We start from the raw sequence: 15,008 nt of genomic DNA, 5'->3' as shown, positions 1-15,008 counted from the left end.
CAGCGCCGGGTTAGCATGGGCGGGCAAATCTGCAAAGGCAGGCATGTGCTGAGTTCTACACAGTGCCGGGAAGCGCGCCGGCCAGGCGCTCGCGCATCGTGTCGAGTGACAAGCGAATGTGATGGTTAAGACGGGGATTAAACTCTCGTAAAGCCGGATCGATCATGTTAGCCGGCAGTGGATGGGCGGCGTGGGGGCCAGCCAGTCGGATCAATCTATTGCCGGTAACACGCCTGATCATCATCGTCCTGATGCTGGGAAGTTTTGCTCTTGCCTTTGCCCAACTGGTGCGCCAGTCCGAAGAGACGAGTTTGAGACCCCAACCCACGGCTTCACGCTGCGGCGATGCCGCCGGCACGCCGTGCCCGCAAAGGGCGCTGTGAATTCGCCAAGCACCTCCCGCGATACGTGAGGCCGGTGCCTATCGCGCCTGCAGCAGATGGCAGCCGGCCTGCCGCTTTTGTGCGAGATACTCCTCGATAAGCTGGCGATAGCGCACCTTGCCGAAACTCGGGAAATGGCCGCCATGCACGACCGCGATATCGAGCTCGCGCATCCGTAATAGCGTCTCGACATAGTCGTCGACGGCTGAATGATAGACATCGTCGATCAGCGGGCCGTCATAGATGATGTCGCCGGAAAGCAGGATGCCAGTCTTCTGCTCGTAGAGCGCGATGCCGCCGGGCGAATGGCCCGGCGTGTGGATCACCTCGAAGGCACGGTCGCCGAGATCGATGATGTCGCCTTGCCCGAGCAAGCGATCGGCCGGCGCCGGCAGGATCCGGTAGCGCGCCGTATCCCAGCCCTGCGGCAGGCCGTCGAACATTGCGTCGGTCGCGTAGCGGTCGGCGACCGTCCATTCGTTGCGCGGGTCGGCGAGGATTTCGGCCTCGGCGCGATGCACGCAGCGGTCCGGAAATTCGTGATGGCAGCCGATATGATCGAAATGCGTGTGGCTGGCCACGCAGGTGAGTTTTCGTTCCGTCACCAGCGGCACATGGCGCCGCAGGCTGAAATGGCCGAGGCCGGTGTCGAACAGCAGGTCGCGGTCGCGACCACGCACATGCCAGATGTTGCAGCGGAAGAACGGCTTGATCCACGGCTCGTGGATCAGCGTCACGCCATCGCCCATGCGGATGGTTTCATACCAATTCGGAGCGTCGATGACCGGAAGCGTGCCCATGGCTCAACCCGCCAGAAGGATGATGTGGCCAGCGTCGCACGAAACCGCAACGATGTCGCCCGGCCGGACGGCCGCAGCGGCGGGAACCCTGGCGATGAAGTGCAGCGCCGGGTCTTTCTCGGAGACGGCAAGCACGCGCTTGAAGCTGCCTTGAAACACAACGTCGCTCACCTTGGCTGTGCCGAGCCTTACAGCGCCGCTGGCCGCGCCGAGAACGAGATGCTCCGGACGGATGGCAAGGGCGACGGCCGTCCCGGCTAACGCTGTGTCGGGCAGCGAGAACGATCCAGTCTGCGTCGCGACAGTGGTTGTTCCGTCCTTCGCCTTCGTCACCGTTCCCGATATCAGCGTGCTTTCGCCCATGAAGGTCGCGGAAAACCGCGTCGCCGGCCGCGCATAGACGCGCTCGGGCGGCCCTTCGTCCTCGATGCGCCCGTCGTTCATCACCACGCAGTGGTCGGCCAGCGCCATCGCTTCTTCCTGGTCATGGGTGACATGGATGAAGGCGGTGCCGACGCGTTTCTGGATCGCTTTCAGCTCGTCCTGCATCTGCCGGCGCAGCTTGAGATCGAGCGCGCCGAGCGGCTCATCGAGCAGCAGCACCGCCGGCTCGATCACCAGCGCTCGCGCCAATGCGACGCGCTGCCGCTGGCCGCCCGACAATTGGTGCGGCTTCTTGTCGAAGGCGGCGGCCAGCCCGACCAGCGCCAACGCCTCGCGCGCCCGCGCGGCACGTGTCGCGGCATCGACGCCTTGCATGCGCAGGCCGAAGCCGACATTGCCGCCGACGCTCATATGCGGAAACAGCGCATAGTCCTGGAACACCGTGGTCGTCGGACGCTTCGCCGGCGGCACGGCGGTGCAGTCCTCGCCGCGGATCAGCACCTTGCCTTCGCTCGGCGTGACGAAACCGCCGAGAATGGAGAGCAGCGTCGTCTTGCCCGAGCCCGACGGCCCGAGCAGGATGGTGTAGCTGCCCGGCTCGATTTGCAGCGACACGTTCTTCAGCACGGTGTGCTGGCCGAAGCGATGCGAAACAGAGCTTATATCGACCAATGGCGCGGTCATGCCGGCTTTCTCCGCAACAGCATCAGTTCGAACAATACCACCAGCACGATTGACACGGCGAAGACCAGCGAGCCGACGGCGTTGGTCTTGGGATTGAGGCCTGAGCGGAGGAGGTTCCAGATCTCGACGGGCAGCGTGGTGTCGAAGCGCGTCAGCAGGAAGGAGATCACGAACTCGTCCCAGGAGAAGGTCATCGACAGGAAAAACCCGGCGAAGATCGCCGGCGCCATCACCGGCACGGTGATCAGCAGCAGCACCTTCCATTCGGGCGCGCCGAGGTCACGCGCGGCGCGCTCGATGTTGATCTGGTGGTCGCCCATCTGACTGTAGATGATGGCAAAGCACAGCGGCAGGTTGATCGCGACATGGCCGATGCCGGCTGCAAGCAGCGATTTTGGCACGCCGGCCCAGTTGAACAGCACCAGCAGTCCCATGCCGATGATAAGATAGCTCACTGTCAACGGCAGCGTGATCAGCCCACGTAGCAGGGCCGAGCCGGGCAAGGCGAAACGTGCAAAGCCCCAGGCAGAAAGGAAACCCAGCGTGACGGCGGCAGCTGAGGAGATGGCCGCCACTAGAAGCGAATTGACCAGCGCCGAGGTCAGCCGTTTGTCGGCGAGCACGGCATCGTACCAGCGCAGCGACGGCCCGGTGAAGGGCGGGATTGGAAACGAAGTCGCCTGCAGCGAAAACAGCACCAGCACGACCACCGGCAGGAAGATGAAGCCATAGATGGCGACGGCATAGAGACCGGAGACGATGCGGATGAGAGCGCGCATCTCAGGCCCGCTCGATCTTCAGCCAGCGGGCGCAGGCGAGATAGGCGACAGTGACGACCGCCATCAGGATGATCGATAGCGCCGAGGCGAGCGGAAAGTCGCCACGCCGGCCGATCTGCATCATCACCAGCTGCGGCATCAAAAGCTCGTTGTTGCCGCCCAGAATCTGCGGCGTGATGTAGTCGCCGATGCACAGCACAAAGGTGAGAAAGGCGCCGACCATGATGCCGGGCAACGTCAGCGGCAGGATAATATGCAGGAACGTGCGCGCCGGCCCGGCGCCGAGATCGGCGGCAGCCTTGCGGTAGCTGGGGCTGAGCTGCTTCAGATTGGCGAAGATCGTCAACGTCAAAAGCATGACGAAGAAATGCACGAAGCCGATGACCGTGGCCAGCCGTGTGTTGGCGAGCTGCACCGGTTCCATGAACAGGCCGGAGCCGGTCAGCGCGCGGTTGATCACGCCGTTCTGCGCCAGCACCAGCAACCAGGAGTAGGAACGCACGACATAGGAGGTCCAGAACGGCAGCACCGCCAGCATCAGCGCCAGCCGCTGCCAGCGTTCTGGCACCTGCTCGGCCAGGATCCAGGCGAAGGGGTAGGCGAGCAGCACCGAAACCACTGTGACGATGGCGGTGACCTGCAGCGAGTTCACCATCGCCTGCCAATAGGCCGGATTGGCAAAGAACTGGCTGTAGTTGGCGAGCGTGAAGCCACCGCCGTCATGCGCCGTCAGGCTGGAAAACCCCATGGCGATGAAGGGCAGCACGAAGAACAGCAGCGTCCAGCCGAGCGCCGGCGTGACCAGCGCCCAGGGCAGGGCACAGCCCGCCCGGGGCAGGGCACGCCCGCTGTTCGGGGCAGCGTTCACGACCGGCGACCGGTCACTGCGCCTGCAGCATTTCGGTCCATACGTCCTGCATCTTCTTGTCGAGATCGGCGTTCGGCGCCGGATAGGACTGGGCCCGCGCAAGGAAATCCGGCTGCTCGTCGAAGCGCAGAATCTTCTTCTGCTCGTCGCTCAGCGCCGCCTTGGTATTCGCCGGCATGCCCCAATAGCAGGCGGAGGTGGCAAGCCGCGCCTGGCCTTCAGGGCTCATAATGTACTGGATGAATTTCAGCGCCATGTCCTTGTTTTTGGAATCCTTGAACATCGCCAGCGACTGCGACCACAGCACAGCACCTTCTTTCGGAATAGAGAAGTCGAGGGCAGGGTTCTCCTTGGCCAGTCCGGCCGTCACCCATTCGCCGCCGCCGACCAGAATGTCGACCTCGCCGGTCGCCAGCGCCGTCTGGCTGGCGGTCACCTCGCCGACCAGCTTGGCATTGGCTTTCATCTTGAGCAGCTCTTCCTTGATGGCGGGAAGGTCGGCTTCGGTCAGCTCGGCGGTCTTCTTGCCGATCGCCAGTGCGGCCATGCCGATGACCGGCAGGTAATAGTCATAGATGGCGATCTTGCCCTTATACTTGTCGCCGGTCAGCGCAGCCATCGACTGCATGTCGGCCGGATCGACCTTGGTCTTGTTGTAGCCGATCGTGTTGTAGCCGAATTTTTCGGTGATGCCGTAGCGCTTGCCGTCGACGACGGTGGAGCTATCCATCTTCACCTGGGGGAAGAGGTCGGCGAGCGGCAATTTGTCTTCCGGCAGCGGCTCGAACAGGCCTTTTTCCACGCCGCGCGGTATGTCGATGCTGTCGATCACCATCACATCCCAGTCGCCGGGCTGCGACTGTTCGACAATTGCCATGCCGGCGCCGGTGCCCTCGAATTCCTTGACATTGACCTTGACGCCATTGGCCTCCTCGAAGGGCTGCAGCAGTGCCGGGTCGGCGTGATCGCACCAGATCAAGGCGTTGAGATCCGCAGCCTGAGCGAGGCTGCCCGTCGCCAGCAGCAGTGCTGTCGAAGCACACGCGGCGTGGAGATGGCTCTTCAGAACGGAAACCGGATTCTTGGTCGTCGGATTCGGGGTCTTTGGATTGATAGACATCGAGTGTTCTCCCTTGCCTTTTTGGCTTCTGGTAAAAAATTGAACCAATTCTAAAATTGAGTCAATTATGTTTTTATGGCAAATAGCCGATATGAGTGGATTGAGGGCAAGGCAAAAGGCGGATCGGCACCGCCGTATCATCGAGGCGGCGGCGGCGCTTTTCCGCGACGCCGGCTATGAAGGCGCCAAGATCGAGACCATCGCGGCGCAGGCCGAGGTGTCGGTCGGCACGATCTACAATTACTATGAGAATAAGGGCGATATCCTCGGCGCCATCGTCTCGATGGAGGTCAACGAGGTGCTCAGCGCCGGGCAGGGCGTCGTCGCCAACCCGCCGGCCAATGTCGGCGACGCGCTCGACACGCTGCTCGGCATCTATATCGAGCATTCGCTGCACTATCTCAGCAAGGAGATGTGGCGGCAGGCGATGGCGATCTCGACGCAACTGCCCGACAGCCCGTTCGGCCAGGCCTATACCGCGCTCGACCGGGCACTGACCGAACAGATCCGCGCTCTGATCGCCCGGCTGCAGGCGATCGGCCTGGTGCGCCGCGATATCGACGGGCAGGCCTTGGGCGAGCTGGTCTTCAACAACATGAACATGATGTTCATCGAGTTCGTGAAACGCGACAAGGCCAGGATTGCCGAACTGCGGGCGGCGATACGAAGGCAGAACCGCATTCTGGTGGCGGCGATCGCGGTTTGACCGCAAGGGTTGAGAAGAACCTAGGCACTACCTTAAATACATGATAGGAGTTGATACAACTCAAGGCTGCATTGCATGGAGGGGAAATGGGTTTTTCGTTCTGGCACTGGGCAATACTGTTTTTGCTGATTGGGGTGCCTGTCTTTGTCGCTGTGCAGTCTGCGACCAAACCTTCGCAGAATCCAGCGAGCCTCGTGGGGTTTGGAGGTTGGCTAAATGCTGCTTGCGATCCTTCAGGCTTTCTCGCCGCTACGCACACTCGTGTCTTTGGGTTCATCGAGTGAAGGCTACCGACAGCTCATGGCGCTCCCGAATGGCACTTTGGCGGTCTATGGCGAGGTTGCCCTCTTGCTGGCGTTTGTGGTGTTCCAGGTGGTTGTGCTCGTTACGATGCTGCGGCGGAGTTACCGCTTCAAGCAGCTATTCCTGTACCAGTGGTTTGTAATACCAATCGTATTTATTCTGGACACGGCTTGGATTTCAGCGGTTCTTGGCATTCCGGTGAGCCAGGTGCTTGCCGGAAATGCGCTGATAGCGCCTATAGTGTCTTTAGCCCTGACCGGAATTTGGGTCGTCTACGTCTACAAGTCAGTCAGGGTGAAGAACACGTTCACCAAGACGGGCGCGTCTGGTCAAGTCGTAAGTGTGCCATAGAGCCGATCGGCAATTTTACCGAGCATGCTTGGGCCGTGCGCGCGGAAACGGCACGACGGTCAGTGGCGCCTTGCGGAATTCCGCGATGGCTATTTCCTCGATCAGGGAATCCAGCGCCTCGCTGACGCGTTGGCTCGTTTCATCCATGCCGCAGAGCCGGTTTTGGGCGCACTCCAAGAGCTCGCGCGCAGCGGCGAAGTCGCTTCGCATGACATCACCCATTTGATTTTACCCGCCGCCCGGTCATTGTCGACGCGCTAAATTGAGCGATTGCTAATATACACAGGAGCATTTTAATCGAATGGCTTTAAATGCCCGGGTAGCAGGGATGCGAGCGGTACGCATCGCCCTGTTGCATCAGTTGGTTCGATTTTACTGAATTTTTCTGATGGCCCGATGGCCCAGAGGGCCCGGGGCTTTGCGTTGCAGAACGCGGGGATCAGTCCTGATACGATCTTGGACGGCTTAGAAATTTTCTGGCGGCAGCGATCTGGCGTCGATGCTCGCGAAGGAAAGTCAGGCTGAAACAAATCGAAAAGGCCAGTCCTGAAAAGATTATCGTTGTTTGCGAGGTTGGATCAGGATCGGGAATTATCAGGAAGCGGAAACCGAACGCCAACGCGAGGGCAACAAGGCTGCCATACATGCCACCAATAAAGGGGGCGATCGTGCGTTTCTGCTCCAACAGAGACTCCTATGGTTTCCACTAGGGAATATAAGCGTTGGAACTGATATGCTACGGTCCCAACCTGTGGAAATCGGGGATGAGCAGATATCGACCGCCTTAAGACGTTCTCACAAGAGGCGCTTGCTGGGTGCCCCGGACCGCGATAAGACCCAAATCCAACTTGAGCGTTCCCAGAATTTGACCAGAAATCAATCGGATAGAAAGGGCCTCTTCCTCTGAAGCGGTTAAGCCCGTGTACCGTTTTGTACCCGAGCGTTGGACCTACTGTTAACCTCGTTTGGCCGCTTTCAGGTGCCGACGATTTTGATCGGTTCGGGAAACGGGCTCGCAAGTTTCTTCCAGAGCAATGAGTTCCGCCGCGACCGGCCAAGGCCCGCCATCTGCCGGCGCCAGACCCAATTCGGTGCGATTTCCCGCGTCGGTTGCATCGCATCCCCAGACACGCTATCATTACCTTCTTACGTTCCCGGGGGGGAAGGTGGATGAGAATCGTCCATAGGGTCGGTCCAGTTCTAGATCAGGCGATTGCCGCAGTCCTCAACAGGGCCGGCCATGGGGACACCGTTTCGGTCAAAGCAGCATTGAACCAAGTTCGGCAGGCTGCACCTGGTTTGGTCGCATCCAACGACGATTTAACCGAAGCTATCCTCGAAGTAGCTGCTGCCCTGGGCCTGTTCGTGGCTTTCGATGAGCGCAATCCAGCTTAGTTATCCGACGAGTTGCGTTCAAAGCTGAAGGTGACCGTTATGGCAACCCGAGATTTCGATCGTGGCTTCCGAGAGTTGTTCGGAAGGCAATCGCCGGAAGTTATATTGGCTTCCTTCCGCCTCTATTTTGACAGCGTCGGGTAAGACGAAATCCTTTTTGCCATCCAGCACCATCGCGACAACAGCCTGCTTCGGCTCAATTGTGGTTTGTCCGAACTGGCACTGGTAGCGTTCCGACCATGAACCGAATACGATGCGGGGTTGGTTCCCCCGTAGGTTCCCCCGGACAAACGATCTGGGATGATCCCAAACCAAGGCCGTTGATTTTATTTTGTTTATTCGAGTTTCTGGTGCCCCCGGACGGAATCGAACCGCCGACCTTCGGTTTACAAAACCGCTGCTCTACCAGCTGAGCTACAAGGGCACGGCGCTCCGGTTAGCATATTTGTTGCGCCAGTAAAGACAAAACTCTGTTTTAGGCTACCCGTGAGCGCGCCGGAACGGCCGGCGCGGGCATCCTGAAAACGGCCAATTCGCTTCCTATATTGAAGGTGCAATCGGGTAGGCGAGGGTGCCGCATGATCAGATTTGTCGTCATTGCCCTGGTCGTCGTCGTGGCCTGGATTCTCTTGGTGAAGCTCGTCAAGAATCTGAAGAGCGCCAATGTCGATTGGACCGGCGTCACCACCATCATCGGCTTCATCGCGCTCGCCTTCTGGCTGCGTCATATCACCGGCATAGGCTGAGGCCTCCCCGCCGGGATGTCGACCGGCGCCGCCTGCCGGTCATGATTGCGTGCTGACAGCGAACCTTGTCAGACCGGTCGATTTTCCTCGTTCGAAAAAATTCGAAAAATCATCGAACCTTTTTCCTTGCCGCAACGACTGATGGTCAAGAGGCGGATGGATCGCCTCTCACACAACGCAGTAAGGAGATCGTCATGTTCAAGCGCACCATCGTTTCCGGCCTCATCGCCACCGCTGTCGCCGCCGCCATGCTGGCCGGCACCGTTCAGCCTTCGGCCGCCCATCACAAGCATCACAACAAGCACCTTGGCATCGGCATTGCCGCCGGCGTCGGCGGCTTCCTGCTCGGCACCGCGCTCGCCCAGCCTCGCACCGTCTATATCGAGGAACACGGCGGTTCGTGGCACGTCCGGCGCTGCCTCAACCGCTATCAGAGCTACGATCCGTACTCCGATACCTATGTCGGCTACGACGGCTACCGTCACCGTTGCCGGATTTGAGAGGACCGTTTCAGGCAACCGGAAGAAGGGGCACCCCACTGCCCCTTTTTCAGCTGTCTGGGTTGCAAATTGAACCCGGCACCGCAACCGGTTCCAGCGAGGGATGTACAGGGATTTTTCGACATCTTAGTCTGGCGGTGAAGGCACCAGAGGGAGAGGGACGCTTGGACGAGCACGAACCCAAGGAAGAGCAGATTGAGACGGATTTCCGCAACGGCACGATCACCACCGTCGGCATTCTACTGGCTTTCTCGCTGGGCTTCATCACGCATTGGGCCGCCAACCCGCTCCCTTGGGAAATCTATCACCTGGCAGCAGTCGTGCCGATTTTGATAGGCATTGCCTTGCAGATACGAGCGCTGCGGTTGCTGCTCGACACAACGTCTCTACAGCGACGCGTCTATGAACGCGCCACCCGCATCTTCATCGCCGGCCTCATCTTCACCGCCTGCGGAGTTGGGCTGGCGATCCTGCTTGATTTCTACGACCTATCGACCAGGAGCGCGGTGCCCGGGGCCTAGCTCATCCTGACAGATGTCGCACCATTCGGCGCCGGTCAGCGCTGCCATGCGCTCGACGCCTATTTTCACCGCTGCATTGGTTGCGCCGGCCGCTGGCACGACCTGATCGTAGACGCGCAGCGATACGTCGCAATAGACCGGCAACGGCGAGGCGAGGCCGAAGGGGCAGACGCCGCCAATCGGATGGCCAGTGATTTCGGCCACCTGCTCGGCATCGAGCATGCGCGGCTTGCCGCCGAATGCATCGCGCGATTTGCGATTGTCGATGCGCGCGTCGCCGCGGGCGACGACCAGCATGACCCGGTCACCGACGCGCAGGCAGATGGTCTTGGCGATCTGCCCCGGCTCGACGCCGTGCGCCTCGGCCGCGAGCGCGACGGTCGCCGAGCTTGTCGGCGTTTCGATCACCTCGATGTCGGGGGCATATTCGGCGAAGAAGGCTTTGACGGATTGGAGGCTCATGCGTCTTTCGGGCGTCGGCTGGCGGAAGGTGGACGCAAACTTGGCCGTAGCCGGGCGGCTGTCAAGGTGAGCGCCCTGCGCCAATCTCGAAGAGTGAACCCGGTTCGGCGGCGCGGCTTGGTGAAGAAGGGGGTGGCAGACCACCAATCATCCTGGTTATTTCCGTTGCGGCTTCGTGCACGAGCGGGCCGATCTCAGCCAGCCGCTCCGGTGTGACGCGCACCGTCGGCCCCGAGACCGAAACGCCGCCGATCGGCTCGCCGAACTCGTTGAAGATGGCGGCGGCCACGCAGCGCATGCCGGGATGCCGCTCCTCGTCGTCGACCGACCAGCCGCGCAGCTTGATCGTCACCAGGTCGCGCGCCAGCGCCGAGATGTCGGACAGCGTCTTTTCGGTGAAGCGCTCCAGCCCCGCCCGGCGTAAGATGGCGCCGACGCGCTCCGGCTCGAGATGCGCCAGCACCGCCTTGCCGATGCCCGAGGCATGGAAGGAGCTGCGCGTGCCCGGCCGGAAGAAGGCGCGGATCGCCTGGTGCGTCTCGACCTGGCTGACGAAGACGACGCAGTCGTCCTCGGCGACGCCGAGATTGGCGGTCTCGCCGGTCTTCTCCATGAGTTCCTGCATGACGATGCGGGCGCGGTCGACCAGCTTGCGGCGGCGCAGGAACGCCGCACCCATGCGATAAGTCTCGACGCCGATCGACCAAAGCTGGTCGGTGCTGTCGAACTCGACCATGCCGTGGTTTTCCAGCGTCGTCAGCATGCGGTAGGCGGTAGACGCGGCGAGGCCGCTCTGCGCGGCGATCTCGCTCAGCGACAGGCCGCTGCCGTCGGCGACGATGGCCAGGATGCGCAGCGCCCGATCGAGCGACTGCACCGAAGCGGCCTCGGACGGACCGTGGAAGGCGCGCGGCCGTCCGCGCTGGCGTTTTTCGGTGGTTTCCATGACGGCATTCTTGCCGATTTCGCGAAATGCGCAATGAAAAAGTTTTTCACGATTCGCATCCGCCGAATCCATGGAAAACGCAAAACATAATTAAATCAGAGCATAGTAGCTGTTTTCTAGAAATGAAAAAATATTCTGAAAAAATTGAAAAATAGTCGGCCCACTGGCATTCTCAGCCATCAACAAATTCCGTGGAGGCTGAAATGGCCAGGATGCGCGCGGTCGACGCAGCGGTTCTCGTTCTCGAAAAGGAAGGTATTTCCTGCGCCTTCGGCGTACCGGGTGCTGCGATAAACCCGTTCTATTCGGCGCTGAAGGCGAGGGGCACCATCCGCCACATCCTGGCGCGCCATGTCGAGGCGGCGTCGCACATGGCCGAAGGCTTTACCCGCGCCAAATCAGGCAATATCGGCCTGTGCGTCGGCACTTCGGGTCCGGCCGGCACCGACATGATCACCGGCCTCTATTCGGCCGCGGCTGATTCTATTCCCATCCTCTGCATCACCGGCCAGGCGCCGCGGGCGCGTCTCAACAAGGAGGATTTTCAGGCCGTCGACATCGCCGCCATCGCTGCGCCCGTCGCCAAATGGGCGGTCACCGTCATGGAACCTTATCTCGTGCCGATGGCGCTGCAGAAGGCGTTCCACCTGATGCGCTCGTCGCGGCCGGGGCCGGTTCTCGTTGATCTGCCGGTCGATGTGCAACTGGCCGAGATCGAGTTCGACATCGATGCCTATGAGCCGCTGGTGCCGTTCAAGCCGGCGATGTCGCGCAGCCAGGCGGAGAAGGCGTTGGCGATGCTAAACGCGGCCGAAAGACCGCTGATCGTCGCCGGCGGCGGCATCATCAATGCCGATGCCTCGGACCTGCTGATCGAATTCGCCGAAGTTACCGGCGTGCCTGTTATCCCGACGCTGATGGGCTGGGGCGCGATCCCCGACGACCACCGGCTGATGGCCGGCATGTGCGGGCTGCAGACGTCGCATCGATACGGCAACGCGACGATGCTCGAGGCCGACTTCGTCTTCGGCATCGGCAACCGCTGGGCCAACCGCCACACCGGCTCTGTCGACGTCTACACCAGAGGCAAAAAATTCATCCATGTCGACATCGAGCCCACTCAGATAGGCCGCGTCTTCGCGCCGGATCTCGGTGTCGTGTCGGATGCGGGCGCGGCGCTCAAAATGCTGCTCGACGTCGCCACCGAGTGGAAGACGGCGGGGAAACTGCGCGACTGGTCGGGCTGGGTCAGGGAATGCCAGGGTCGCAAGAAGACGATGAAGCGCAAGACGCATTTCGATCAGGTGCCGCTGAAGCCGCAGCGCGTCTATGAGGAGATGAACAAGGCATTCGGCCGCGATACCACCTATGTCACCACGATCGGGCTTTCGCAGATCGCCGGCGCGCAGTTCCTGCATGTCTACAAGCCGCGCAACTGGATCAATTGCGGCCAGGCCGGCCCGCTTGGCTGGACGCTGCCGGCAGCGCTTGGCGTCCGCGCCGCCGATCCGCAGCGCAACATCGTGGCGCTGTCCGGCGACTATGATTTCCAGTTCATGATCGAGGAATTGGCGGCCGGCGCGCAGCACAAATTGCCCTATATCCACGTCGTCGTGAACAATGCCTATCTCGGCCTGATCCGCCAGGCGCAGCGCGGCTTTTCGATGGATTTCGAGGTCAGTCTCGCCTTCGAGAACGTCAACCGGAAAGACGGTCCCGAGGCTGGCTACGGCGTCGATCACGTTGCGGTCGCCGAGGCCATGGGCTGCAAGGCGGTCCGGGTGCGCAGGCCGGAGGAATTCGCCGGCGCCTTCGAGCAGGCGCAGCGCCTGATGAAGGAGCACCAGGTTCCGGTCGTGCTCGAATTCATCCTCGAACGCGTCACCAACATTTCGATGGGCACCGAAATCGACAAGATCACCGAATTCGAGGAGCTTGCCGAACATCACGAAGACGCGCCGACCGCGATCGTGATGCTCGATTAGAGCCTGATCCATCCCGCTGGGATGGGGCTCTATCTTCTTGTTTGACCATGATCTTTCCGAAAACCGGTTTTCACTTTTCGGGATCATGGTCTGGAACCGGAGAAAAAAGAATGCCGCGTTTTTCAGCCAATCTCTCGATGCTCTTTGGCGAGCACGATTTCCTCGACCGCTTTGATGCCGCCGCCCGCGCCGGCTTCAAAGGCGTCGAATATATCGGTCCTTATGACCATGCGCCGGAGGTGGTTGCCGCGAGGCTCAGGAAGAACGGCCTGACGCAGGTGCTGTTCAACCTGCCGGCCGGCGACTGGGCCAAGGGCGAGCGCGGCATCGCCGTGTTGCCGGATCGCGTTCCCGAGTTCCGGCAAGGCGTCGCCAAGGCGATCACCTACGCGCATGCGCTGGGTTGCGAACAGGTCAACTGCCTCGCCGGCATCGCGCCGCGGGGCGTCGAACGGAGCGTGCTGGAAGATGTCTTTGCCGAGAACCTGGCTTTCGCAGCGGAGAAGCTGGAGCAGGCCGGCATCAGGCTTCTGATCGAGCCGATCAACACGCTCGATATTCCAGGCTTCTTCCTGAATTATTCGGTTCAGGCCTTGGCGCTCATCGACCGCGTCGGCTCGAAGAACCTGTTCCTGCAATACGACATCTATCACATGCAGATCATGGAGGGGGATCTCGCCCGCACCATCGAGGCAAACCTCGGCCGCATCGCGCATATCCAGCTTGCGGACAATCCCGGCCGTCATGAGCCGGGGACGGGCGAGATCAATTTTCCCTTTCTGTACAACCACATCGACCGCATTGGTTATTCCGGCTGGATTGGGGCGGAGTACAAGCCGAAGGCCGGCACGGAAGCCGGACTCGGATGGTTCCGGAACTTGGCCGGGCAGGGTAGTGCGGCGGCTTAGCGACCGGGGAGGTAGTGATTGAGGTCGCATTCCTTCGCGCCCCCCCTCTGGCCTGCCGGCCATCTCCCCCACGGGTGGGGAGATTGGCAGCTTCGGCGCCTCGCTCACTCCTGCAACCTTGGAGATTGGCGAAGGCGGCGGTGACATCCAATCTCCCTCCTTGTGGGGGAGATGGCCGGCAGGCCAGAGGGGGGCGCGAAGGAACGCGGCCTTAACAAGGAACACGACGGAGAAAATGAATGGAAACCATCGGTTTCATCGGCCTCGGCATCATGGGCGCGCCGATGGCGGGGCATCTGCTCGACGCGGGCTACACCGTCGTCGCCAGCGACCACCGATCCAAGCCACCGGCCGATCTCGTCGCCAAGGGTCTGAAGACCGTCTCCGGCCATCACGCCGTGGCGAAAACGGCCGACATCATCCTCACCATGGTTCCCGACACGCCTGAGGTGGCCGATGTGCTGTTCGGCAACAACGGCGTCGCCTCAGGTCTGTCCGGGGGCAAGCTGGTCATCGATATGAGTTCGATCTCGCCGATCAAAACGAAGGAATTCGCCGAGAAGATCAACGATCTCGGTTGCGACTATCTCGACGCGCCGGTGTCCGGCGGCGAGGTCGGCGCCAAGGCCGCATCGCTGACCATCATGGTCGGCGGCGAGGAAAAGGCCTTCGAGCGCGCCAGGCCGGTGTTCGGGAAGATGGGCAAGAACATCACGCTGGTTGGCCCCAACGGTGTCGGCCAGACCACCAAGGTCGCCAACCAGATCGTTGTTGCGCTGACCATTGAAGCAGTCGCCGAAGCGCTTGTTTTTGCGTCAAAAGCCGGTGCCGACCCGGCCAAGGTACGACAAGCGCTGATGGGCGGGCTGGCGGCCTCGCGCATTCTAGAAGTGCATGGCGAGCGCATGATCAAGCGCAGCTTCGCGCCGGGCTTTCGCATCGAACTGCACCAGAAGGATCTTAATCTCGCTCTTGAAGGCGCGAAGGCGCTCGGCGTCGCGCTACCCAACACCTCTACCACACAGCAATTGTTCAACTCCTGCGCGGCCAATGGCGGCGCCAAGGAGGATCACTCGGCGCTGGTCAGGGCGCTGGAGAGGATGGCGGGGCATGGGTTAGGGCAGTAGGGCAGTAGGGCAGTAGGGCAGTAGGGCAGTAGGGTGGATC

General features: G+C 61.2%; 19 protein-coding genes and 1 tRNA gene. 10 read left to right on the top strand and 10 right to left on the bottom strand.

Annotated elements, in window-relative coordinates; genetic code table 11:
- The first annotated feature begins 218 nt into the window (after nucleotides 1–218).
- The gene (locus tag EOB36_RS04330; protein WP_245458044.1) at nucleotides 219–383 is read left to right on the top strand and encodes a hypothetical protein; all 165 of its coding nucleotides are present in this window, start codon (nucleotides 219–221) and stop codon (nucleotides 381–383) included.
- Between the two features lie 38 nt (nucleotides 384–421).
- Here EOB36_RS04330 and EOB36_RS04325 read toward each other — a convergent pair whose 3' ends face one another.
- From EOB36_RS04325 to EOB36_RS04305, 5 genes are read right to left on the bottom strand one after another with little or no spacing between them, the layout of a single operon-like run.
- Nucleotides 422–1,183 carry an MBL fold metallo-hydrolase gene (locus EOB36_RS04325; protein WP_128284365.1) on the bottom strand — a complete coding sequence of 254 codons (762 nt, stop codon included), beginning with the start codon at nucleotides 1,181–1,183 and terminating at the stop codon, nucleotides 422–424.
- A gap of 3 nt (nucleotides 1,184–1,186) precedes the next feature.
- A complete protein-coding gene (locus EOB36_RS04320) occupies nucleotides 1,187–2,251 on the bottom strand; it encodes an ABC transporter ATP-binding protein (protein ID WP_128284364.1) in 1,065 nt (354 codons plus the stop codon).
- Complete coding sequence (locus EOB36_RS04315) at nucleotides 2,248–3,030, bottom strand: ABC transporter permease (protein ID WP_128284363.1); 783 nt, start codon at nucleotides 3,028–3,030, stop codon at nucleotides 2,248–2,250. The genes EOB36_RS04320 and EOB36_RS04315 overlap by 4 nt, the downstream gene beginning before the upstream one ends.
- A gap of 1 nt (nucleotide 3,031) precedes the next feature.
- The gene (locus EOB36_RS04310) at nucleotides 3,032–3,898 is read right to left on the bottom strand and encodes an ABC transporter permease (protein WP_128284362.1); all 867 of its coding nucleotides are present in this window, start codon (nucleotides 3,896–3,898) and stop codon (nucleotides 3,032–3,034) included.
- 13 nt (nucleotides 3,899–3,911) lie between these two features.
- Nucleotides 3,912–5,018 carry a spermidine/putrescine ABC transporter substrate-binding protein gene (locus EOB36_RS04305; RefSeq protein ID WP_128284361.1) on the bottom strand — a complete coding sequence of 369 codons (1,107 nt, stop codon included), beginning with the start codon at nucleotides 5,016–5,018 and terminating at the stop codon, nucleotides 3,912–3,914.
- A gap of 91 nt (nucleotides 5,019–5,109) precedes the next feature.
- Here EOB36_RS04305 and EOB36_RS04300 point away from each other — a divergent pair, with 91 nt between their 5' ends.
- Entirely contained in the window at nucleotides 5,110–5,724 is a 615-nt protein-coding gene (locus tag EOB36_RS04300) for a TetR/AcrR family transcriptional regulator (RefSeq protein ID WP_128284360.1), read from the top strand.
- A 216-nt stretch (nucleotides 5,725–5,940) separates the two neighbouring features.
- The gene (locus tag EOB36_RS04295) at nucleotides 5,941–6,378 is read left to right on the top strand and encodes a DUF2569 family protein (RefSeq protein ID WP_245467601.1); all 438 of its coding nucleotides are present in this window, start codon (nucleotides 5,941–5,943) and stop codon (nucleotides 6,376–6,378) included.
- Between the two features lie 15 nt (nucleotides 6,379–6,393).
- Here EOB36_RS04295 and EOB36_RS04290 read toward each other — a convergent pair whose 3' ends face one another.
- Nucleotides 6,394–6,588 (bottom strand): hypothetical protein, encoded by a 195-nt coding sequence (locus tag EOB36_RS04290; protein ID WP_126107507.1) that lies wholly within the window; start codon nucleotides 6,586–6,588, stop codon nucleotides 6,394–6,396.
- 229 nt (nucleotides 6,589–6,817) lie between these two features.
- On the bottom strand, nucleotides 6,818–7,063 hold the full coding sequence (locus tag EOB36_RS04285; RefSeq protein WP_128284359.1) for a hypothetical protein: 246 nt from the start codon (nucleotides 7,061–7,063) through the stop codon (nucleotides 6,818–6,820).
- 485 nt (nucleotides 7,064–7,548) lie between these two features.
- On the opposite strand from EOB36_RS04285, the gene EOB36_RS04280 reads away from it, so the two are divergent.
- Nucleotides 7,549–7,773: a hypothetical protein gene (locus EOB36_RS04280; RefSeq protein WP_128284358.1), complete on the top strand. Its 225-nt coding sequence runs from the start codon at nucleotides 7,549–7,551 to the stop codon at nucleotides 7,771–7,773.
- Between the two features lie 348 nt (nucleotides 7,774–8,121).
- Here EOB36_RS04280 and EOB36_RS04275 read toward each other — a convergent pair.
- A tRNA-Thr gene (locus EOB36_RS04275) sits at nucleotides 8,122–8,197 on the bottom strand.
- A 154-nt stretch (nucleotides 8,198–8,351) separates the two neighbouring features.
- Here EOB36_RS04275 and EOB36_RS34290 point away from each other — a divergent pair.
- The 3 genes from EOB36_RS34290 to EOB36_RS04265 all read left to right on the top strand — a co-directional run bounded on the left by EOB36_RS34290 (nucleotide 8,352) and on the right by EOB36_RS04265 (nucleotide 9,540).
- Nucleotides 8,352–8,519, top strand: coding sequence for a hypothetical protein (locus EOB36_RS34290; RefSeq protein ID WP_164759232.1), 168 nt, complete (start codon nucleotides 8,352–8,354; stop codon nucleotides 8,517–8,519).
- A gap of 194 nt (nucleotides 8,520–8,713) precedes the next feature.
- Nucleotides 8,714–9,019, top strand: a complete 306-nt coding sequence (locus EOB36_RS04270) for a BA14K family protein (RefSeq protein WP_127205710.1) — start codon at nucleotides 8,714–8,716, stop codon at nucleotides 9,017–9,019.
- Between the two features lie 164 nt (nucleotides 9,020–9,183).
- A complete protein-coding gene (locus tag EOB36_RS04265; RefSeq protein ID WP_128284357.1) occupies nucleotides 9,184–9,540 on the top strand; it encodes a hypothetical protein in 357 nt (118 codons plus the stop codon).
- On the opposite strand, the gene EOB36_RS04260 is transcribed toward EOB36_RS04265, so the two are convergent.
- Both EOB36_RS04260 and bhcR read right to left on the bottom strand, forming a co-directional pair.
- The gene (locus tag EOB36_RS04260) at nucleotides 9,508–10,002 is read right to left on the bottom strand and encodes a YbaK/EbsC family protein (RefSeq protein ID WP_127205708.1); all 495 of its coding nucleotides are present in this window, start codon (nucleotides 10,000–10,002) and stop codon (nucleotides 9,508–9,510) included. The two genes, EOB36_RS04265 and EOB36_RS04260, sit on opposite strands and share 33 nt — an antisense overlap.
- A gap of 61 nt (nucleotides 10,003–10,063) precedes the next feature.
- Entirely contained in the window at nucleotides 10,064–10,948 is an 885-nt protein-coding gene (bhcR, locus tag EOB36_RS04255) for an HTH-type transcriptional regulator BhcR (RefSeq protein ID WP_127205707.1), read from the bottom strand.
- Between the two features lie 203 nt (nucleotides 10,949–11,151).
- Here bhcR and gcl point away from each other — a divergent pair, with 203 nt between their 5' ends.
- The 3 genes from gcl to EOB36_RS04240 all read left to right on the top strand — a co-directional run bounded on the left by gcl (nucleotide 11,152) and on the right by EOB36_RS04240 (nucleotide 14,968).
- Nucleotides 11,152–12,933, top strand: a complete 1,782-nt coding sequence (gene gcl, locus EOB36_RS04250; RefSeq protein ID WP_128284356.1) for a glyoxylate carboligase — start codon at nucleotides 11,152–11,154, stop codon at nucleotides 12,931–12,933.
- A 110-nt stretch (nucleotides 12,934–13,043) separates the two neighbouring features.
- On the top strand, nucleotides 13,044–13,841 hold the full coding sequence (gene hyi, locus EOB36_RS04245) for a hydroxypyruvate isomerase (RefSeq protein WP_128284355.1): 798 nt from the start codon (nucleotides 13,044–13,046) through the stop codon (nucleotides 13,839–13,841).
- 239 nt (nucleotides 13,842–14,080) lie between these two features.
- Nucleotides 14,081–14,968, top strand: a complete 888-nt coding sequence (locus EOB36_RS04240; protein WP_128284354.1) for a 2-hydroxy-3-oxopropionate reductase — start codon at nucleotides 14,081–14,083, stop codon at nucleotides 14,966–14,968.
- Nucleotides 14,969–15,008 lie beyond the last annotated feature (40 nt).

Origin of the sequence: Mesorhizobium sp. M6A.T.Cr.TU.017.01.1.1, assembly GCF_004023115.1 — a bacterium.
In the GTDB taxonomy this organism is placed as follows: domain Bacteria; phylum Pseudomonadota; class Alphaproteobacteria; order Rhizobiales; family Rhizobiaceae; genus Mesorhizobium; species Mesorhizobium mediterraneum.
Note: the sequence above shows the minus strand (reverse complement) of the source record. Positions and strands in the feature narration are given on the sequence as shown.